Annotated in this window: 18 protein-coding genes; 3 read left to right on the forward strand and 15 right to left on the reverse strand. The window is 41.3% G+C overall.

Annotated features, from left to right (window positions below):
• Window positions 1-347: 347 nt before the first annotated feature.
• The 4 genes from LKD20_RS01165 to LKD20_RS01180 form a co-directional block, all read right to left on the reverse strand.
• Entirely contained in the window at window positions 348-1,274 is a 927-nt protein-coding gene (locus tag LKD20_RS01165; protein WP_227720608.1) for a putative RqcH family protein, read from the reverse strand.
• Window positions 1,275-1,420: 146 nt separating this feature from the next.
• Window positions 1,421-2,056 carry a DUF805 domain-containing protein gene (locus LKD20_RS01170; protein ID WP_227720610.1) on the reverse strand — a complete coding sequence of 212 codons (636 nt, stop codon included), beginning with the start codon at window positions 2,054-2,056 and terminating at the stop codon, window positions 1,421-1,423.
• Between the two features lie 218 nt (window positions 2,057-2,274).
• Window positions 2,275-2,844: a DUF805 domain-containing protein gene (locus LKD20_RS01175; RefSeq protein ID WP_227720612.1), complete on the reverse strand. Its 570-nt coding sequence runs from the start codon at window positions 2,842-2,844 to the stop codon at window positions 2,275-2,277.
• A gap of 3 nt (window positions 2,845-2,847) precedes the next feature.
• On the reverse strand, window positions 2,848-3,771 hold the full coding sequence (locus tag LKD20_RS01180; protein WP_227720614.1) for a DUF805 domain-containing protein: 924 nt from the start codon (window positions 3,769-3,771) through the stop codon (window positions 2,848-2,850).
• A gap of 166 nt (window positions 3,772-3,937) precedes the next feature.
• Here LKD20_RS01180 and LKD20_RS01185 point away from each other — a divergent pair, with 166 nt between their 5' ends.
• On the forward strand, window positions 3,938-4,228 hold the full coding sequence (locus tag LKD20_RS01185) for a hypothetical protein (protein WP_227720616.1): 291 nt from the start codon (window positions 3,938-3,940) through the stop codon (window positions 4,226-4,228).
• Between the two features lie 111 nt (window positions 4,229-4,339).
• Here the strand turns inward: LKD20_RS01185 and LKD20_RS01190 are convergent, their stop codons facing one another.
• From LKD20_RS01190 to LKD20_RS01220, 7 genes are all read right to left on the reverse strand, one after another.
• On the reverse strand, window positions 4,340-5,425 hold the full coding sequence (locus tag LKD20_RS01190) for a DUF805 domain-containing protein (protein ID WP_227720618.1): 1,086 nt from the start codon (window positions 5,423-5,425) through the stop codon (window positions 4,340-4,342).
• Window positions 5,426-5,434: 9 nt separating this feature from the next.
• Window positions 5,435-6,226 (reverse strand): tryptophan synthase subunit alpha, encoded by a 792-nt coding sequence (gene trpA / locus LKD20_RS01195; protein ID WP_227720620.1) that lies wholly within the window; start codon window positions 6,224-6,226, stop codon window positions 5,435-5,437.
• A complete protein-coding gene (trpB, locus tag LKD20_RS01200; RefSeq protein ID WP_227720622.1) occupies window positions 6,219-7,412 on the reverse strand; it encodes a tryptophan synthase subunit beta in 1,194 nt (397 codons plus the stop codon). Before trpB ends, trpA begins: the two co-directional genes overlap by 8 nt.
• A gap of 138 nt (window positions 7,413-7,550) precedes the next feature.
• A complete protein-coding gene (gene trpCF, locus LKD20_RS01205; RefSeq protein ID WP_227720629.1) occupies window positions 7,551-9,050 on the reverse strand; it encodes a bifunctional indole-3-glycerol-phosphate synthase TrpC/phosphoribosylanthranilate isomerase TrpF in 1,500 nt (499 codons plus the stop codon).
• A 3-nt stretch (window positions 9,051-9,053) separates the two neighbouring features.
• Window positions 9,054-10,064: an anthranilate phosphoribosyltransferase gene (trpD, locus tag LKD20_RS01210; RefSeq protein WP_227720631.1), complete on the reverse strand. Its 1,011-nt coding sequence runs from the start codon at window positions 10,062-10,064 to the stop codon at window positions 9,054-9,056.
• A gap of 514 nt (window positions 10,065-10,578) precedes the next feature.
• Window positions 10,579-11,145 carry an anthranilate synthase component II gene (locus LKD20_RS01215; protein WP_227720633.1) on the reverse strand — a complete coding sequence of 189 codons (567 nt, stop codon included), beginning with the start codon at window positions 11,143-11,145 and terminating at the stop codon, window positions 10,579-10,581.
• Window positions 11,145-12,614, reverse strand: coding sequence for an anthranilate synthase component I family protein (locus LKD20_RS01220; protein WP_227720634.1), 1,470 nt, complete (start codon window positions 12,612-12,614; stop codon window positions 11,145-11,147). Before LKD20_RS01220 ends, LKD20_RS01215 begins: the two co-directional genes overlap by 1 nt.
• 591 nt (window positions 12,615-13,205) lie before the next feature.
• On the opposite strand from LKD20_RS01220, the gene LKD20_RS01225 reads away from it, so the two are divergent.
• Complete coding sequence (locus LKD20_RS01225; RefSeq protein WP_227720637.1) at window positions 13,206-15,419, forward strand: SEL1-like repeat protein; 2,214 nt, start codon at window positions 13,206-13,208, stop codon at window positions 15,417-15,419.
• A gap of 49 nt (window positions 15,420-15,468) precedes the next feature.
• Window positions 15,469-16,647 (forward strand): MFS transporter, encoded by a 1,179-nt coding sequence (locus tag LKD20_RS01230; protein WP_024066900.1) that lies wholly within the window; start codon window positions 15,469-15,471, stop codon window positions 16,645-16,647.
• A gap of 141 nt (window positions 16,648-16,788) precedes the next feature.
• On the opposite strand, the gene dcuC is transcribed toward LKD20_RS01230, so the two are convergent.
• From dcuC to LKD20_RS01250, 4 genes are all read right to left on the reverse strand, one after another.
• Window positions 16,789-18,042, reverse strand: a complete 1,254-nt coding sequence (gene dcuC, locus LKD20_RS01235) for a C4-dicarboxylate transporter DcuC (RefSeq protein WP_227720638.1) — start codon at window positions 18,040-18,042, stop codon at window positions 16,789-16,791.
• A gap of 156 nt (window positions 18,043-18,198) precedes the next feature.
• On the reverse strand, window positions 18,199-19,443 hold the full coding sequence (locus tag LKD20_RS01240) for a M20 family metallo-hydrolase (protein WP_227720639.1): 1,245 nt from the start codon (window positions 19,441-19,443) through the stop codon (window positions 18,199-18,201).
• A gap of 132 nt (window positions 19,444-19,575) precedes the next feature.
• On the reverse strand, window positions 19,576-20,871 hold the full coding sequence (locus LKD20_RS01245) for an amidohydrolase (RefSeq protein ID WP_227720640.1): 1,296 nt from the start codon (window positions 20,869-20,871) through the stop codon (window positions 19,576-19,578).
• 305 nt (window positions 20,872-21,176) lie between these two features.
• Window positions 21,177-22,118, reverse strand: coding sequence for a DMT family transporter (locus LKD20_RS01250; protein ID WP_227720641.1), 942 nt, complete (start codon window positions 22,116-22,118; stop codon window positions 21,177-21,179).
• Window positions 22,119-22,122 lie beyond the last annotated feature (4 nt).

Genomic DNA, 22,122 nt, shown 5'->3' on the forward strand with positions numbered 1-22,122 from the left:
CCCCGAAGGGACGGACGTAATATCCGTGGTACCACCCTACTGACCTTCGTTACTGGTGAAAGCTTCGCCCTGCTTTTCTTCGATTGTCAGACCATGCTAGCGCATGACTGTAACACATAAGGCGAGCTAATCACGTAAACTGTGAAAGCCACTTAGACATATAACGGTGTTCACCGGCAGGGTTCCTGCTTGCTCCAAAGTGATCCGCAAATCTCTAGATTTCCAAACCTTTCAGCCCATGAGTTTGGTCTCTACTAAATCCGTCTGAGACGTGCCGTCTTTTTCAACGCAATATTCATATAATAGATAATTATAGGGCTCAAAGGGGGAAATTGTCAACAAGTAAACTATATACCTTCAGGTATATAAGCATCTTGTACTTTATCTAGTAATTTAAAATTCATCGGTGTCCGAGCTAGCTCATTATATTGTGAAATTACCTCATGATGTGTCTCAGCACTTTGTTCTGCTACAAATGCATCAATAGCCGCATCAAGATTCTTAGCTTGTTCAATCCGATTTTGTACCTCCACAGACGTAAACTTAGGTACAATTGCATTGGCTGCGTCCTTTTGAGCTTTCACCCATTGCACATCACTATTAGGCCCTCGCTCAATTATATGGCTAACAATATCACTATAGTACCCCATCATCTCTATCATATGAGCACCATTCACTTGACCATTCGAACGCATCAACTCAATATCTTTATTACGTTCTTTTTTATGAGCAGCCGCAACTGCCTCATTTAACGCTTCATATTTTGGTTCAAATACTTCTAATAACGCTGAAAGCTTAGCTAGTGTAGCTTGACTAAATGCATAATTATCTTTTTCATACTGCTTTGCTTTATAATACGAATCTAAAGCCTTTACATCGCTTACGATGTCATGCAAGATAGGCAATAGAGCATCTGTTGTGCTTTCAAGATCCTCGTATGAACGACCTGCCTCTTTAGCAGCTACTAGTTCCTGTTCAAGACGCTCATAATCCTGTACCTTAAAATCCGTTAGTGGTTCATTTGAACTTGCCTGTTGCCAGATTAGATCATATTGGCTACCGTATTTAACCTCATTGTAGTTAAACTCATTTGTAGCAGCCAAATAGAAGCGAAACACCCTCTTCGTTTCATCCTTTTTACTGTCTCTTGCTGATGAATCTTGACTATATTGCTTTAGATTATCTAAATTCCACTGACAACCACTAATACAACCTAATGTTACCATCACGCAGCCGACTATCCCTAAGCGACGCCACCAATTTATACCATTCATACACGCTCTCCTATATACGTTTAAACTCTAGTAAAACTATTGTATTAAAATAGTAGCACCAAAACAATATGCGACAATAAATAGACATCTAAATTAACTAAAAAAGAAACTCTCCCTATAGTGAAGCTATAAGGAGAGTTATCATTTTACATCACACTTGTCGTTAGCAATCGATCTACCAAGAACCACAGTACAAAGATTGCACATAGTAATCCTGCTGTAAGTCCTGTAGTAGGTGTAGCATCAATCAAACCAATTTCATGAGCCATTTGTTTTGTTAAGATCACTTGCCCTGTAGGAGAGCCAAAGCGATTTGAGTGGCTTTCACCAGGAAGAGCCATGAGAACTAATAGGATAAGGGTCCCAATTACTGGAACAAAGCCAATAAATACTAGACCTCCAGAGCGGCCTTGATCATGCAGGCGACGCACCGCAACGGCTACGCCAGGGATGACCATCACTACGGACAGTAGGACTAGGATTACTAAGCCGAAGCCAACGCCTACTGCACTAGAGAGAGGACTAATATAACTCAAAAAGGCACATGTGAACAAGATTGCTACAAAGAGCAGTTGGTACATCAAAAAGAAGTTCCAATATTCACTACGACTAGCGCGTCCTTCAAAGTCAGCATATTTGTAAATCAAACATTGTTTAAAGTTTTCAATCAATCCCAAGTTATATTTATCTAACGAAATAGGTGCTTTACGAATACGTCCACAGTTTGGACAGTATCGTTCACTTTTTAACACCTCGTGTCCACAATAGGGACAAGGTCTCATACTAAACTCCTTCCATTCACAGCAGGAAACAGTGAAGCTCATAAAGTCCTGTTGTTCTTAACACATATAGTAACTTAGATATGTTGTAACGTAACCATATCTATTTTTTTAAATTCATCTTGATTTCATTTTACTACAAAGTGTTATATTGTCTATAAAGGAGTTGTTAAACTTTTATAAAATAAAATAATAAGTATGCTATTTGATACAGGTTAATACTATATGTAGCCATTGGCATTAATGCCATACCATAATATATCACCGATAGTATCACCAAATACGATGGATTGAAGAACAAATATGGTAATGCCCATAATCCAGTCTTGTTTTCGAGATGGAGTTTCTTCAAGCCCCGTAACTTCACTTATATTTCTAGTAATAGGAATATAGGCAGTTCTTTCACCGTAACCATTCTCTCCTTCATCGCCACGTTTCAATTCGTAAGTTAAGAATATAAAGAACCCTATAATAGGAATAAAAGAAATCAGCTGAGTCCAACCGCTACGGCCAATATCATGCATACGGCGTGCTGTGATGGCAATATTGGGAAGCACGAAAAATAAAGTGACTAACAACGTGATAGTATCAATAATAGGCTCAAAATTATAGAGACCAACACCTTTACAGAGTATGGCCACTACTCCTAATGTCCCTTGAACCATCATCATTCCGGCCATAAATCGCCAATACTCACTACGGCTCGCACGACCTTTAAAATTGGTGTAGTTTTTGATGCCTAGCACAAAGGCATCGGTATAGTTCAAATCATATACATTTACTGATGCCATGACCTAGTCCTCCTCAAACTCTTCAAAACCAACGATTTTCCAGCCGTTACCTACATTATATAAACGGACTAACATGGATTGGCTTTTATCTACAAAGTCTACCCTATATCCGATATAATCCACCGTTACATCATCATCAACATCTTGAGATACATAATCCAATCGTATAGATTCTACAGCAGAACGTTGTTCCTTTACCTTAGCTTGCTGCCAGAGATCAAAGGTGCCGTATCGTTCCATTTCACGACTGCTCAAATCGCGATACGCACTATGATAATCGCCATTAGCCAGTGCTTTGTAATATTCCTTCACCACTAGATAGCCTTCTGTTGTAGCAGAATCACTACGTAGTAAACGGTTTGCTTTTTTGGTGAAAGCCCCCTGCCCCAAGTTCCCAAAGGCAGTTTCTTCTACCATATAGTTATGCCCCATCATAGAGGTACCTACGCTATTTGCAATCCAGCCCAAAACAAGAATAGCCACGATGAAGACCCCCGAAACAGATCTCTTTTCATTTATACCTGGCTCTACAGATATCTGTTCATTAAGTATGCTTGTTTCTTGTGTTAGAGCCGATCTTTTACATAATAAATAAAGCAACGCAATCCATCCTAAAATAGGAACAAAGATGAGAATCATCAAGGTTGGATCATTATTAGAATCACGCAACCGTCTTGCTACTAGCATAATAGTCGGCAATGTTAATAATACCGTCAATGCAGTCAATACGCCGCCCCCTAAGGATATGGCATATAGAAATCCATAAGGTATGAAGGTCGCAAGACCTGTTATGAATGTAACTAGACCGTATACAAAGGTCATAGCGCTTATGGTAAGCCAAAAATCGGCTGTCGTTGCTCGTCCTTTACCATTTGCATAGTTTTCTACTAGCTCGCGATAGAGGATTTCATATACTCTCTGTTTCATAAAACTCCTACTGTATTTAGATATTATACAAACTTAGATAATCCTATTATACTATGCTTTACCAAGGCTCTCACTTCATTTTTTCTTCATTAATTTTACCTATACTAATAATATATTTTTTACAACTAAAATTTGTGCAATTAAGTTCGTATAGGAGATAATACTTATGAACGCTAAATTGACTAAAGTAGTAGCTATGGCCAGCTTGGCAGCATTCTTAACAGTAGGCATTGGTGCCAATGTAGCGCAAGCCAAAGATTACCACTTCCAAATTGGTGAAAACCATCGCATGGAAAAAAACGATGATGGCACAGTAGACAGCAGTGCTCATCCATGGTTCAAAGCAGATCAAAAGAAACATAGAAAACACAAAATTTCTGAACGTGAAAAACATGACAAAAATGCCACTGCGAAACGCAGCGAACGTCATCAACGTTCCGAATCTACAAACGGCTAATCATTCCCCTTTCATAACTGGTTATCCAGTCATATAACACATAACTAAACTAACTAACAAAAGGACGTTATACAATGTATAACGTCCTTTTGTTAGTTAGTTTTAACATTATTACTCTCTAATTTCTACAATTTGGAATAGGCTATATTTATTAGGTCGCAAGATCATGGTGCCACTGCGACGCTCAGTAAATGGTACACCCTCTTTTTTCCCGCTCATAATAATAGCAAAGGCGATTTGCACTTCATCCTTTGAGTCAGCTATGACTTCCAGCTTATCGTAGTCTACGCGACGCACACCTTCATAGGCTTTTGCGAGGCTTTCTTTTGTAGGATATTTCTCTCGTTCTGCTCCACCCAGTCGAGCATGAGCATCTCGGAACCGTTCATTAACGACTTCTTCAAAGAATCGCTCCACAGAGGTCCGAGCTTCAAGGCCATAGGATTTTTCTTCAGGGTTTGTCTGCTTGGAGTATCTAGCAGCAGTTTTAAATTCGCCACCTTGAATGACATAAACTATGCCTTCTGCAATATTATAATTGCCATACCATGCAAGGGCAAAGCTCACCAGGAGTACCGCTATCATCGTGCGATCTGTAGAACGGGTTGGACTTGTAGAAATGTCTAACCGGGCACTCAAGTGTTCATCGATAGGCTCAGTATATTGCGGCTTTCCAAAGCGATTTTCCTCCGGGTCCCCTGCTTTCACAGTCCAAGGTAATAAGACTAATGGGCCAATGACAGGCACTAACATAAGCAGTGCAAGCCAACCCGATTGGTTTACATCATGGAGACGACGAATCGTAAGATTGACACATGGAATAATCGTAAAAACAACCATTATGAAAAATAGGAAAACCCACGCAATAAATTGGTCACTATCATCAGAATTAGCCCAACCGATAAGAGCACATATCATGTACATGAGCGCCCATAGAAGTGCTATGACAAGCATAAATCGCCAATAGTTCCCCCGTGAGGAACGACCACTGATAGTAGTCCACTGAATAAGATAGGTATTGATAAAGTTATCCTTATATCCAAGGTTATATCGTTCAAAATCTACAATGGTTACACCTGTTTGGCGGTGCACATTTGTATAAATCGGACCACCTAAGGGCCCCATATTCCCGCCACATCGTAAACAGATGGTTTGTTCATCTGGTCCTTCTTTACCACAACGTGTACAACGTTGCATACGACCTCCTTATGCGTCAGCTTTTAGCACAGCTTGTTTCATAGATTGTACGTAGTCAAATAATGCTTGGTCTGCATATTCACCATGTTCTGCAACGATTTTAACGATAGCAGAGCCTACGATGGCACCATCAGATACGCGAGCCATTGCTTCCGCTTGTTCTGGCTTAGAAATACCAAAACCAACGGCTACAGGAATATCTGTATATTTGCGAATTGTCTCAACGATGGATTTAATATCCGTTTTGATTTCGCTACGCATGCCTGTAACACCGAGGGAAGACACGCAGTACACAAAACCTTCTGCGTCTTTTGCGATCATTTCGATGCGGTTTTCAGATGTGGGAGCGATCAAGGATACCACTTCAACGCCATGTTTATTAGCTACACTAGCGAGTTCTCCTTTTTCTTCAAACGGCATATCTGGCACGATAACACCAGAGATACCAACCTCTTCGCAGAGGGTAAAGAATTTTTCACGGCCGAATACATAGATTGGGTTCAAGTAGGTCATGAACACGAGTGGAATAGTCACTGAATCTTCGCCAGTACGTAAACGACGCACCATATCAAAGATATCGTGAATTTTTACACCTGTAGATAATGCACGTGTGCTCGCTTCCTGGATAACTGGACCTTCCGCTGTTGGATCGGAGAATGGAATACCAATTTCTACCATGTCGGCGCCGGCTTTCACCATGACCCGAATATAACGTTCTGTATTTTCGATGCCATGATCACCAGCGCTGATGAAGGGGATGAATGCCTTGCCCTTTGTGAAAGCGTCTTTAATTTTACTCATGAAGATCCACCCCTCTATATTTCGCCATAGCCGCTACGTCTTTGTCACCGCGACCAGATAAACAAATAATAATGATATCATCCTTGCTCATGGTTGGAGCAATTTTACGAGCATGTGCCACTGCATGAGCACTTTCAATAGCTGGAATAATACCTTCTAAACGAGACAAGTATTCGAATGCATCTACCGCTTCATCATCCGTTACAGGCACGTATTCAGCACGACCACTATCGTGCAAGTACGCATGTTCAGGTCCAATGCCAGGGTAATCAAGGCCTGCAGAGATAGAATATACTGGAGCAATTTGGCCGTCTTCGTCTTGGCAGAAGTAAGATTTCATGCCATGGAAGATACCAACAGAACCTTTTGCGATTGTTGCTGCATGTTCCTCTGTATCAACACCACGACCAGCGGCTTCACAACCGATGAGGCGAACCCCTTCATCAGGAATGAAGTGATAGAACATGCCCATCGCATTGGAGCCACCGCCTACGCAAGCCATAACCGCTGTTGGTAATTTGCCTTCTGCTTCAAGGATTTGCTCACGCGCTTCGCGGCTGATGATGGATTGGAAATCACGAACGATCATCGGGAATGGGTGCGCCCCCATAACAGAACCCAATACATAGTGTGTATCAGACATGCGGTTTGTCCATTCGCGCATCGCTTCAGATACAGCATCTTTTAATGTACTTGTACCAGTTGTTACAGGATGCACCTTAGTGCCCAATAATTCCATGCGGTATACGTTAAGTGCTTGACGTTCACAGTCCTCTGCACCCATATATACTTCACATTCCATACCCATCAACGCAGCGATAGTAGCTGTTGCCACGCCGTGTTGACCTGCACCAGTTTCAGCAATAACGCGAGTTTTACCCATCCGTTTTGCCAATAACATTTGACCGATTACGTTATTCAATTTGTGAGAACCAGTATGGTTCAAATCTTCACGTTTTAAGTAGATTTTAGCGCCCCCAAGGTCCTTTGTCATGCGTTCTGCATAGTATAAAAGGGATGGACGACCTGTATATTTTTTATGTAAATCCTCAAGTTCGCGTACGAAATCAGGATCATCTTTGTACTTGTTGTATGCCTCTTCCAATTCGATGACTGCATTCATCAATGTTTCTGGCATAAATTGGCCACCAAAGGAGCCAAAATAACCATGTCTTTGTTCACTCATATAACTTACCTTTCCATATGCCATTCCTACTAGCACGCCTGTATAGCGTTACTATTGGCATCTATCTCAACAATCGATGAATTCCATCGGATGTGTCTAAAATATTATTATATCTTAGATTTATGTATTTTTTGTGATTTAGTGAGCTATTGTTCTCACAATGTTGGTGAAAGCTTTAATTTTCTCATCGTCCTTCACGCCATCTGTTTCAATACCGCTACTAATATCTATACCGTAAGGGCGAACTGTGCGAATAGCACGCGCCACGTTAGTACTGTCGATACCACCTGCAAGCATAAATGGACGTTCAAACTCATCTAAGCAAGACCAGTCGAACACTTCACCCGTACCACCTCGTTCATCCTTATGGTACGCATCAAATAACAGCATATCTGCACTGCTATCGATCCACGCCTCTGCATCTGCAGCGCTGCGGATTTGAACAGCCTTCCAAACCTCTACATCTGTTTTCTCCTTGAGAGCTTGGATGAAAGCTTCATCTTCATCGCCGTGCAATTGCACTGCGTCAAGATTAACCTCATTTGCGATTGCAACAAGGTTATCTACTGTTTCATTTACAAAAACACCTACCGTTTTAATGCTCTCAAAATTAGGATTTTCTTGGACAAATTCCTTACTATCTTGTGCTGTTCCAGCATTCATTGGAGCTTCAACTGCACTATATGTTTTTGCGTATTGTTTATGAAGTTCTTCCACTAATGTTTTAGCTTGGTCTACCGTCACTTGCCGTTTGCTCGGTGCAAATACAAGGCCCATGTAATTTGGTTTTGCCTCTACTACGGCAGGGATTGTATCTACCTTAGAAATACCGCACATCTTAACCTTTGGAGTGTAGTATGTGGGACCATAGAGATATGCCAACTTTTCAACCTTGTTAGGAGAACGCATAAACGTTTCGCCCATCAAGGCTACACCGATATTGTTATCCCGCAACACTTGAATATCCTCTGGCGTTTCTAGACCGCTTTCAGATACAAAAATCACATCGTCTTGAACGAGATTACGCAAGCGCACACTATTTTGTACGTCTACAGTAAAGTCTTTCAAATTGCGGTTATTAACACCAATAATACGGGCACCGCAATCAATAGCCATTTGTACTTCTTTTTCGTCGTGAGCCTCAACCAAGGAGGACAAGCCAAGAGAGTCAGCTAACTCACGGAACTTTGTCAATGTTGGCACATCGAGGCATGCACAGATTAATAGGATTGCACTAGCGCCCCATACCTTTGCTTGGTAGATTTGGTATTCATCGATGATGAAGTCCTTACGAAGTACAGGAATTTTGACTGTGCTTGCAATTTCTTGCAAATATTTTTTATCACCTTTAAAGAAGTCTGGCTCTGTCAGTACAGAGATGGCTGCTGCACCAGCAACCTCATATTCTTTAGCGATGTCTAAATACGGAAAATGTTCAGCAATAATGCCCTTAGATGGAGATGCTTTCTTCACTTCGCAAATGAAGTTAAAGTCTTGCTGACGAAGGGCCACCTCAAATGGAAATCCTGTATCCGATGGTAACGCTAAGGCCGCTGCTTTTACAGCCTTAGGCATTTCCACCTCTTTTTCTTGGGCTACTCGAATTTTAGTAGCCTCTACAATCTTATCTAAAATCAATGGTTATACCTCTTGGGTTGCTTTCACAAACTGTTCCATTGTAGCAAGGGCCTTGCCAGAGTCGATCATGTTTTTCGCCTCTTCAATGCCCTCTGCTAATGTAATACCCTCTTTTGCAAGGTAAATCGCCATACCAGCGTTTAAAAGAACAGCTGTGCGTTTACCACCTTGTTCACCACCGAGAACGCGGCGTGTAATCTCAGCATTTACCGTAGCGTCGCCGCCTTCAAGCTCAGTTTTATCAGCGTATTCGAAACCGTATTCCTTAGGATCGAATTCATAGCTTGTGAAAGTACCATTATTAATTTCGCACACGTACGTTTTGTTAGTAGCCGTAATTTCATCAAGGCCATCGAAGCCGTGTACCACAGCACCACGTTTCACACCGAGGTTAGCCAATACGCGAGCCAACGGTTCTACCAAAGATTTATCGTACACGCCCATCAACTCCACAGTAGCGCCTGCTGGGTTCGCCAATGGTCCAAGGATGTTGAACACCGTACGAACGCCTAATGCTTTACGTACAGGGCCTGCATATTTCATAGCTTGGTGGTATACAGGAGCAAACATGAAGCACATATTAGCTTTATTGAGAACTGCCTCATTTTGTTCACCATTAAGCTCTAATTTAGCGCCTAATGCTTCGATCAAATCAGCAGCACCACATTTACTGGATACACTGCGGTTACCATGCTTTGCTACAGGAATACCTGCTGCGGAAATGATAAAACCAGATGTAGTAGAAATGTTAAACGTATTCGCTTCGTCGCCGCCAGTACCTACGATTTCCACAACAGTACCTTCATGAGGCACAGAACCTGCCTTCTCGCGCATAACCTCAGCAAAAGCCGTAACCTCATCTACAGTAGGGCCCTTTGCCGCCAAGGCGCACAAGAAACCAGCCATAGGAACCTCAGCTACCTCGCCGCTCATAATCTTGTTCATTGTATCTTTTGCAAGGTCGTAGGATAAATCTTGACCATGCGTTACTGCATATAATGCGTCTTTAATCATTTATATCTCCTTTTGAGGATATCTATTAAATTAATACCATATCTACCTAGACGGTACCGATTGGGTCATGCCCTCAGCCTCCAAGTGGCCACCCCCCGCTATGCGGGGCGCCAAGTCGGCTTCGCACATAACCCAATCGCACCTATCAGCTAAAAATCATACCAATTTAATAGACATCCCTCAAACAAACTATTATTAAATGATCCTGCGCATTATGTGCAGTAACGCACAGGTCATTTCTTTATAAGAGGTGGGAAGATAGAACGGCGTAGCCGTTCTTTTCCCTTATGATGATTCGCATATTTCTTTAGAAAAATATGGCTACAGTTTACGATATGTATTGTAGAGGGGCTATTATAGGTACTGCCAAGGTTGAGTTGGCAGGAAATAAGGTCTTAAGGAACGACTTGGCGGCCCCACGTAGTGGGGTGGTGGCCACTTGGAGTTCCGAGAGACCTTATTTCCGCTCTATCATTCTAAGACTTATAAATAGCCCCTCGAATACAAACAGAGGTTATTTTTCTAAGAAATTGCGAATCATTTGTTCCCCGTTTGGCGTCATGATGGATTCCGGATGGAATTGCACGCCGTAGATTGGGTAGTCTTTGTGTTCTACGCTCATTACTTCGCCGTCGTCTGTAATGGATGTAACGATGAGTTCGCTTGGCATGGTTTCGTCAATGATCGCCAAGGAGTGGTAGCGTGCTACTTCAAATTGTTCAGGTACGCCTTTTAGGATTTTGGATGGGTGTACTTGTTTGGCTACGCTTTGTTTGCCATGCATAACTTGTTTTGCATAGGAAACGGTACCCCCGAATACTTCGCCGATGGCTTGGTGACCAAGACATACGCCGAGGATTGGGAATTCGCCTTTGCATTCGCGCAATAGCTCTTCGTATACGCCCGCATCAGCTGGTCTACCAGGCCCTGGTGAAAGTATCACATAGTCTGGTTTCAACGCGCGGATTTCTTCAACTGTTAATTCATCGCTGCGGATGACTTTAATGTCTGGATCGATAGAGCCTACTAATTGGTATAAATTAAAAGAGAAGCTATCGTAATTATCTATAAGGAGTACCATTATTCTACCTCCTGTGCATCTGTAATTGCGGAAATCATGGATTGGCCTTTCATCAAAGTTTCGTTATATTCACTAGCAGGAACACTATCGCGAACGATTCCAGCGCCAGCGCGAACATAGACCTTGCCACCTTTATTCATAGCCATACGGATACCGATACATACGTCCATGTTACCGGAGAAATCGATGTAACCTACGGCACCACCGTATACACCACGTGGGCTTTTTTCAAGTTCGTGTAAAATCTCGATAGCACGAATTTTAGGAGCTCCGGACAATGTACCAGCTGGTAATGTAGCACCGATCGCATCGAGAGCATCTTTACCATCTTGAATGTCGCCGCTTACAGTAGACGTAATATGAATTACGTGGGAGAAACGTTGTAACATATGTAACGCCTCTACTTGTACGGAACCGAATTTAGCAATTTTACCTAAATCGTTACGACCAAGGTCAACGAGCATATTATGTTCAGCCAACTCTTTCTCGTCATTGATGAGTTTCTCTTCAATAGCGAGGTCCTCTGCTTCGGTTTTACCGCGGCGCATAGTACCTGCAATTGGGAAGGTATACATTTTACCATCTGTTAGTTTTACCAATGTTTCTGGAGAAGCACCTGTAAGCTCTACATCACCACCAGATAAGTAGAACATATATGGAGATGGGTTCAAAGTGCGTAATACGCGGTATGCATTTAACAAGCTGCCATCAAACTCAGCTTCACGGCGGTTAGATACAACACATTGGAAGATATCCCCTTCCTTAATGTAATGCTGTGTCTTTTTAACAACTGCTTCAAACTCATCCTTTGTAAACTCAGAAGTGAACTCTGTTTTAAGGATGCCTTTTGGAATGTCCGCCTCTTTGCCGTTTATTACGAGATCAGCTAATGCTTTCAACTCAAGCTCAGCCTTGTTGAAGTTACGTTCTAAATCGTTTGTGCTAATGTTAGCAATCAAGTAGATTTTATTTTTGTAATGGTCAAAGGCGATTACCTTATCAAAGAGCATAAGATCTACATCGTTCACCATAGCAGAGTCATCATCTGGCGTTGGGAAGTCCAATGTTGGCTCGATGTAGCGGATGTATTCACAAGCAAAGTAACCTACAAAGCCACCTGTGAAGGTTGGTAACTCTTCTAAGCGAGGGCTTTTATATTGGCTCAAAATATTACGAATTTCTGCAGCTGGGTCAGAGCATTCAAAGGTACGTGTTGTACCGTCTTTGATAGTCATTTTATGGTTTTTGCAGAAGAGCTCAATCTTAGGATCATAGCCCAAGAAGGAGTAACGGCCCCAATGATTACTATTATCCGCACTTTCAAGCAAGTATGTATGACTACTCACTTGTTTTAATGCTTTCAACACACTAATCGGTGTGCGTACGTCGGATAAAATTTCCATATATACAGGCACGATATCGTAGCCCGGTGCGATAGCTTTCACACGGTCAAGACTAGGAAAAATCATGAGAACCTCCATCTGGCATTTGCCAATAAAAAAACTCGCCCATGACAATATAACGTCAAGGACGAGTCTATAGTTCTATTCTTATACAATTATTAGAAAATACTTGTATTATGCTATAAATCGCGGTACCACCTTGTTTGAATGCAACGCATTCCTCTTTCGCAGGATACTAACATATCCCTCACGACTAACGCTCGTGTGACGTCGCACCATACTAGGAATGAAAGATCATTCTTTTCCATGCGCCCTCGGTGGTCCATTTAATAAGCTGCGTACTACGGGTTCTCAGCTAATCCCGCTCTCTGTGAGTGCATTTCCTATTTTTATCTCCACCTCATCGGTTTCTTTTAGGCGAGTATAAAATTATAATCTGATTATACGTTTTCTATAGAATGAAAGTCAAGGACAATCTTAACTTTCACCTTATCCTTACATTCGTTCATCATCTAATATCCATATATAATCCAATTACTGATTTCTCTAGGCCCCTCCAAATTCAGAATATTTATATTGTGTTCCTCTAAATACTAATAGTATACTGAAACTACATATGTTATCAGCTTCTACTGATTATTATGCGGAGGAGAGAGTATGAGTTTTTATTTCACTGATCAAATACAGCAGTCTTTCAATAAAATATTCCACCAGTGTAATAAAGATATAGCTTGGGCAGGCAAGGCTGAGCTTGATGCCCTTGTGAAACTTGACGAGGAAGGTCAAAAGGTTCCTGGTATTGGCGATGTGTACGCTATTTTGGCACGCGTCTATTCCGGCCCTCAGTTCACCTGGATTGAAGCAGGCTTTCCTGAGGATGACACAAAGGCATATAGTTATTTACATACGGCTATTCGCAAAGGCAGTGCCATCGCTATTTTACAGGCTATGCGTAGCTCTGGTGCCCTTACACCAACCATTGAAAAAGAGTTGCCTATGACGAAGGACCAAGCATTCCAGCGCGTCTATGAGGGCGCCCAAAAGGGTTGTTCTTACTGCGCCTACGCCATTGCCAATGTATTCCAATGGGGAGATTACCGCCTCTTGCCATCTGCACAAAAGATAGTTAATGAAGGTGAACCATCTGGTGTTGTTCATTTTTTAAAATCTTTATTTGTACAAGTAGATCAACGTAGATTGGGCCCGAAAATAATATCTATAGCACAGCAATGGTTGCATAAATCCGCAGCGGCAGGCCTTGTTATTGCGTACCGTAACCTTCGCCTTATCTATGCCGAGCAAAATAATAAGGCAATGGAAGAACAAGTTATTTTTGAAGGGGCCGCAGCAGGTTTGCCACTCATGATATATTTAGCTGGCGATATTTGTAAGTCTCGCGGGAAGCATGAACGAGCCCTCGAATATTTTGAGCGTGGCGTAACCATGAATAATGGCATGTGCTTGCGTGAAGCTGCCGAGTACTATGCAAAACCATGTGAGTCAAACAAAAGAATCCCTCAGGATATTCAAAAAGCCCTCAAATACTACGAGCGTGCTGCTATAAGCCCAGATTATTTAGACTTTAATGACCACGCTTATGTTACCATGCAAACCATTACTCTTCGCACATTAAATATCGATGGTCAGTCCCAAGACTGGTCTCGCATCGCTCACTTATTACAACAACCAGCTATTTACACTCTTGATACTATTTGGCCGTATCTCGCTTATGTATTTACTTTCAAAAAAGGTAATACCCATGCCATAAGAACCGCCATAGAGTGCGTTAATAAGGCTAGCAAATGTTACGATAGATACGGTAGTTATGACTATGCAGACCATCTATGGCAACTGGCTGCCGGCTATTGCTACGAAATTGGTGCCTTTACAAAAGAACCTGATTTAGACCAAGCCGTTACGTTCTACGAGCATGCTCGTGAAAGCATCAATCGTCTCAACACAAGAAACGATAATTGTTTTGGTACTGGTGAGCCGCTAGTAATTCCTGACGAAGCCTCTGAGCGATTAGAAGCCTTTGAACTCGTTAATGGACACTATCAGTACAAAGAAGGAATACAACAATCTTCTACAACGTGTAATCCTATGCCCCCTGCATGGCCTCAAAACTCTGTTGATGTATTAGAAATCTTCGAGGACTCTACTACCGGGTGGCGCACGAATAGATACGACTGGAATTTTATCGAGCGTGAGTGGGATACACAAAAATATCTCAGTTTTATCATCTATGATAATCGCCAATCTATAGAGAACGTAATTTACGATGTGTACAGTATCGTTATGTTCCACAATGAAGACAAAAACTCTTGTACTATCTATCTATACGGCTACATTGAGGATACTAGCAGACAGGATGAAAACGTGGATCCTAGGGTATATGAAATGAGATACTTTAAAGAAATGTCCATTCCTGAAGGTCTCGGTTTAATAAAACGCTTCTATGATACGGCTACATTGCCTGTTATTGATGAAAGTTGGGAGAAACAGTACAAAAATACTACGCCTCCACGGGAATATGTGTTAACTTGCGACAACGATATCTTCTACCTCAATCAATATGAATATCCAAACCAAATGATTAAGGATGCCTTAGAAGGCGTAGCGAATGGCAAGTATAATATTATTGAGGTTCGCCCTTCTAGCCTTGATGATCAATGTATTAGCTATTACATTGAGCGCGCAAAAGGTAAAAACTTACGCATTCGACTCTATGCCACTGTAGACGAAGACAACGTATATGGCTTTGAACGAGACTCTAGCAACTTAACCTCCATTAACTACTGGATCCAAGAATCTATAACAAGCAATAAGCTTCCTGACTTAAGCGATTGGGATGAAATTAAAAAGAAATAAGGGTATTATTTTATTAAGAACGTACTAAAACTAAGAAAGGAGGGATACGTTGGAAACGTGGAAACGAACGGTGTACATCAGTTTAGTCTGTGTATTCTGTACAGCCTTTGGTGTAAGCCAGTTAGCTCCAATTCTGCCTTTATACTTTCATGATTTAGGCGTGCAAACTCCAGAAGCTATGTCCTTATGGTCTGGGTTAGCCACTGGCGCAACCTATATAATCGTTTGCTTAGCAGCACCATTTTGGGGGCGTGTGGCGGACAAAAAAGGTCGCAAAATTACATTAATACGATCTAGCTTTGGCATGGCATTATGTAATATATTAATTGCTTTTCAAACTACACCCGAAGGGGTTGTTTTAATCCGGCTCGTCCAAGGTCTAGTAAGTGGCTTTTACTCAGCATCAATTACATTAATAGCTTCAGAATCACCTATTGAGCGGACAGGTTGGGCCTTAGGATTATTAGCATCTGCTAATCTTGCTGGTTCACTAATAGGGCCTTTATTAGGTGGATATATTGCAGATACAGTAGGCATTCGTAATGACTTCATCATCGTCGGTGCGCTCATGGGTTTAGCTGGTGTGCTGGCTACTATATTCATCCATGAAAATTATGTACCACAACCGAATCCTGAAAAACTTTCCATCCGTAAGTTGAAAGAGCAAATACCGGAATTTAATAGTATTGTCGCATTATGTGTAGCGTCCTTTATCTATGCAATATGCATCATGTCCTTACAACCTGTTATCTCTGTATATATTAAGGGAATCGTTCCTAGCGACACAGAAAACCTTGCATTTATTGCAGGCGCTGTATTCTCCGCTATGGGTATTGCTCAACTTATGAGTAGTTCTCCACTAGGTAAATTAGTCGATAAGATCGGTCCACGCAAAGTATTAGTAGTATCTCTTATTTATGTAGGGATTCTAAATATCCCTCAAGCCTATGTTTCCGATGTATATCAACTTGCAATAATCAGATTCCTACAAGGTTTTGGTTTAGGTGGCATGTTGCCTGCCTTAAACACTTACCTCTCTTCAAAAACGCCTCGTGAATTTACAGGTCAAGTATTCTCCTACAATCAGTCTTGTTTGTTTTTTGGTTATTTCTTAGGATCTGTTGGTGGTGCTAGCCTTATGGCATGGCTAGGCTTTACTACCCTATTCTGGGTTAGCGGTGGCTTATTTATTATTTCCGCTCTCTGGATTGGCTTTAAACTTAAATAATGAAAATCTACAATATAAAGAGAACCCCATCATGATATTAATCATGATGGGGTTCTTTTCTTGTGAATTTTAAATTTAAGGTCGTTGAGCAGATGCGCTTTATAGCATTACAACTGCACAACTACTTTCATCTAATTATAATTATAATAACAATAGCATAATCACTACTGTAGCAATAATACATGGTACCGCATTGCGTTTTGCCATTTCCATAGGGTTAATACCTGCAAGACCGGCAATGATGATACCTGCACCTGCTACTGGACTCATACTACGACCGATGCCAGCGCCTAATTGGGCCATGGAGCCGAGTTGCATAATACCATAGCCAAAGTCTGCCGCATGAGGTGTTACCGCACCGTTAAACGCAAGGGCTGCTGCATTACCAGAACCAGAGATAACAGCTAATAAGAATGGACCAAAGGCTGCACCAATTTGAGCGATTTGTTGAGAGTTCTTCATACCATCAATGAGTGCACTTGTAAGTCCAATGTACTGCATACCCGCAGTAAAGGCTGCAGCAGCAGCCATAAGACCGACTACATCACACATACCATCGCCAGTACCACGGAAGAATTTCTTAACTGCTTCCGTTACATTAGGACGTACGGCAATAATACCGATAGCTGTACCAATGAGCATAGATACAGGAACAGAAATTTCAGGAATCACTGCTACTTGTTTACTACCGAGTACGAGTAATACAAGCGGAATGATTGGGATGATAGCATATAAATAATTTACTTTAAATTCTTTACCTTCTTCTTCGTTAGCATCTTTCAATACATATCCTGTATGCTCTTTCTTAACGATAGCTACGATATTGAGCAAAATAGCTGCTACGACAATGCCAATAATAGCTTGCATAGAGAAGCTCGCAATAACGGTCATTACGTCTTCACCTGCTAGTTGTGCTACTTGTGGGTTAAACATAAGACCTGGGCTCAATGCACTTCCCCATGTACCTAGGAAAATAGCAGAGCCTGCCATCGCTGGATGCACACCGGAGCGAATAAGTGCAGGAATTAATAGAGCACCTACTGCAGCTGCACAGCCTGCCGCTGTAGGTAACGCAATGTTAATCAAGAACGTAATAATAACAGCACCAGGAATGATGATTTTAGTCATTTTTTTAAGGCCTGCAGAGATGAAATATACCATGTGCTCTGTACATTTTGTATACTCCATAACATAACTAAAACCAAGCACTGTACAAATGGTTGGTACAAGCCCTGGATTTGTAAGCTCTTTTACAAAGGCTGTCGTACCAGCACTAAACTGCCCACCAATAAAGCACATTAACAAGCCCGATAATAACAACACGAGCCGTGTTTCAAACTGTTTAATAATGGCAATAAACGTTGCCACTACGATAACAATACCAGCAATAACCATAATCTCTCCAATCCATGTATTCCCTACCAATAGCGAGTATTCTCTGCCATTCTATTACGGAATACACTCTTCTAACCACGTAAAATATGATATCTTAGCTAGTTAACACAAATCTAACTAAATTATATCTACATCAAACATTCCACTGCACTCAATCTAGTTAAGTTTAGTACTTTCTAAGCTAAGCTTTCTTAGCACCGTGTCTAATATCTTAGCTCCCGTAACGATGTCATCCATATCTGCAAATTCAGCCGGATTATGACTAATACCTTCACGGCATGGGATAAAAATCATTCCTGTAGGAACATCATCAGCCCAATGCATGGCATCATGACCAGCACCGCTTGGCATAGTCATATAGTCTACGCCTACAGACTTAACAGCCTCTTCAATTTCGCGAATCATCACAGGATGCATCGCCACCGGATGATCTTGTGCAATAGGTTCAATCGTATAAGATAAACCTCGTTTCTCTGCAATAACATCAATAAATTCTTTAATGAGGGTAACTACAGAATCTCGGACCACCTTAGAAATACTGCGAATATCTACGCCCAGTTTAACAGCCCCAGGAATAACGTTCATCGCTCCTGGCACAACCTCTACTACACCGACTGTACCCACTACTGGAAGCTCTTCTTGCATGGATGCAATCTCCTCAATACCGAGAATGATTTTAGAAGCCCCACAGAGCGCATCATGACGCAAGTTCATTGGTGTGGCCCCACTATGATCCGCATTACCACGAATCGTTACATAGAATCGTTCTGGTGCAGCAATTCCTGTTACAATGCCGATAGGTTTAGCTTCGTGCTCTAACATTTTACCTTGTTCAATATGAATTTCTGTGAAAGACTTTACAGGTCTCTTATATTCCATATGCTCAATAGCATCTGGATTTAAATTACGCTCTTTTAATGCGTCATACAAGGAAGTGCCTTGTTTATCTACTAAGCGATGTAAATCTTGCAATGTCAATTCACCACGCATAGCTTTACTACCCAATGTGGCTGCTCCAAAGCGGCTAGACTCTTCACACATAAAGTCTACTACTGCAATAGTATGGTCATGTTCAAAACCATCATCAGTCATACTGCGAACCGCTTCGATAGCAGATAATACACCCACAACACCATCATAATTGCCCCCATTAGGCACGCTGTCCGTATGAGAACCGACCATGACAACCGGTAAATCAGGATTCTTACCTACCTTATAGCCTAGCACATTTCCAAAATCGTCTATCTCTACAGTTAGACCCGCATCAGTCATACAATCAATAATATATTGGCGACCTTCCCAATCAGAATCGGTGAAAGCTAGACGATTTATCCCTTCACCAGGTGCAGTCAACTGTGCCATAGAATCAAAGTCCTTAGCTAAACGCTCTCGTTGAATCATATAACTCCCCACAATCTAATACTCATATTACATCTAATATATAGCACACTATACATATTTCGATGCATACATCTATATAGTTATGTACCTATAGTTTAGATGTATGCATCACAATATCTCAATCAATATGTCCTATTTTAAATAGTGAGTAGCAATTGTACCTAACGCAATAATGCCATTTAACATATCTTCTTCATCAATATCGAATAATGGATTATGATGAGGTGCTTTAATAGCTGAGCCCAATACCATATAGGTTGCTCGACCACCACGATCAATAACACGATTTAAGAAATAGGCACAGTCTTCACTACCGCCGCCGCTATAATCGAATGGAACTTCTTTAAAGATACCTAATGGTTCAATGATAGATTGTACTTCACGAGCTAAATCATCGCTAATACGGCCTGCCGGAGTTTCACCTTGTTTTGTAATTTCAAAGGTACAGTCATGCATTTCTGCAGCACCTTTAATAATGGTCTTAGTACGTTCAATCATATAATCATTGATCTCTGTAGTAGCACCACGAGTTTCTAATTTAAGTGTTGCTACATCAGGAGTAACATTGCGACCTGTACCACTTTCAAAAACACCTACATTCATGCGAGATGCACCCCCACTATGGCGAGCAATGGCTTGTAAGTTAATAACAGCTGTACAGCCGGCAAGCATGGCATTTTGAGCCTTTTCTGGAGAACCACCTGCATGGGAAGAATAGCCATGGAATACAGCATCAAGTTTTGTAGTCGCTAAAAAGCCATGATCACTACAAGCAAAGCAATTAGATAACTGTTCATTAAATCCGATATGCATACCGAACATCAAGTCAACATCATCTACTACGCCAGCCTCTACCATCGCTTTAGCACCACGCACGCCTTCTTCTGCTGGTTGGAAGATAAGTTTAATAGTACCCTTCAAGCCATCCTTATGTGTAGCAATATATTCGGCAAGACCAAGGCCCATTGTCATATGTGTATCATGACCACACGCATGCATAGCCTTCTCATGGCGAGAACGGAAACCAGCCTTAGCAGGAATATGGTTAGATGCTTTAGATTCAATTACATCATTGGAATCCATATCTGCACGGAACGCTACTACAGGACCATCATCACTGAACTTCATAGTTGCTACAATAGCTGTTTTACCATAGCCCATCTTCTCTACTAGTTCAGGATCAGCACCTTCATCCATAGCACGAGCCATTGCTGCTTTCATAACATCCTCGCTCGGCAAGCCCATACGAGAATCTAAATCAAGCACTTCTGCACCGAGTGCTACATCATAACCCAAAGCAATTAGCTTTTCAGCTACTTTAGCGGCAGAACGATATTCGAGCCAAGCTGGCTCTGGATACATATGAAAATCTCGACGCATAGAGATAAAATCATCGCGGCGTTGTTGTACGAAATCTTTTACAGACATACTTACCTCCTAAAATACAATAGATACCTATATTTCAACTATATTAAGAGCTACACAAATAGCTAATTAAATAGTCAACCAATAAGATTATGTATACAGAATTATAAATTTCTATATACATCAATAATAATTCTTGTATCTATTATAACTTATATTGATATTTTTAGAAATAAAAAAACATACACACTATGACTAATAAGTATACATAGTAATATATGTTTTTAAGCAGTCGTTCTCTACTGTACCGCTTCTGTACAAAGCATTATGCCCTTAGTGTATGCCCTAAAAGAGCATACATACGCAGATCACGCAATTTCTTCTTTATTTAATTTTTTTAGTACTTCTCGTTTAATTTGACGTTGTCGATCCCAGGCGATAATGAATACGGTTGCAATGATGCAAATCATGCCAAAAATACCGACCAGCGTAAAATGATTCCCTAGCAATACCCATCCAAAGATCGCTGCTGAGATTGGTTCTAATGATGAAAGTATAGAGCCTTGTATAGGACCAATGAGTCTAACCCCTTCCATATAAGCATTAAAGGATACGACTGTACCAAGTATGATGATGGCGAATAATCCTAACCAGGTCATGCCATCCCAGAGGGCTTCCGATTCTACTTGTTGAAACATAGCTAAAGATAAAATACCACAGATAAACATGGCAAAGCCCACAATGGATGTGGTGCCATATTTCTTTAATAGCTCAATAGGTTGCAATGTATATACACAGATACTAGATGCCGATACAAGCCCCCAGAATAAAGCAAGCACGTTAAAGTTCGAAATATCTAGCCCTTCTTGCATGACGATACAGAGTGTTCCCACCAAGGCTAATACAATACAGAAAAGCTCTGGTACAGATGGCTTTTTAAAGTATCTCAAAAATAAATAGATAATGATCAGCGTAGGCGCAACATATTGAAGGACCGTAGCAATACCGACTCCTGAAATGGCAATAGCCTTGAAGTATGAGTACTGAGCTAAAGCAATACCTAAAATACCAAATACTAATAATTTCCCTATATCCTTTGGTTCTTTAAAGATAGAGAAAATGCGCTTACCATCCCTTATATAGGCAAGGCCTATCGACAATATACCTGCTATGAGCAAACGCGCTTCTAGTAGCCACTCCACATTGATATGCTTTGCATTTTCAAGGAATTGTACAGATGTGCCTGAAAGCCCCCAAAACAGAGCTCCCATAATGGCGAGGCCCATGCCCTTCCATTGTTTTTCCTCCATACAA

The sequence above is a fragment of the Veillonella fallax genome, from assembly GCF_020687175.1.
Lineage (GTDB): Bacteria > Bacillota > Negativicutes > Veillonellales > Veillonellaceae > Veillonella > Veillonella fallax.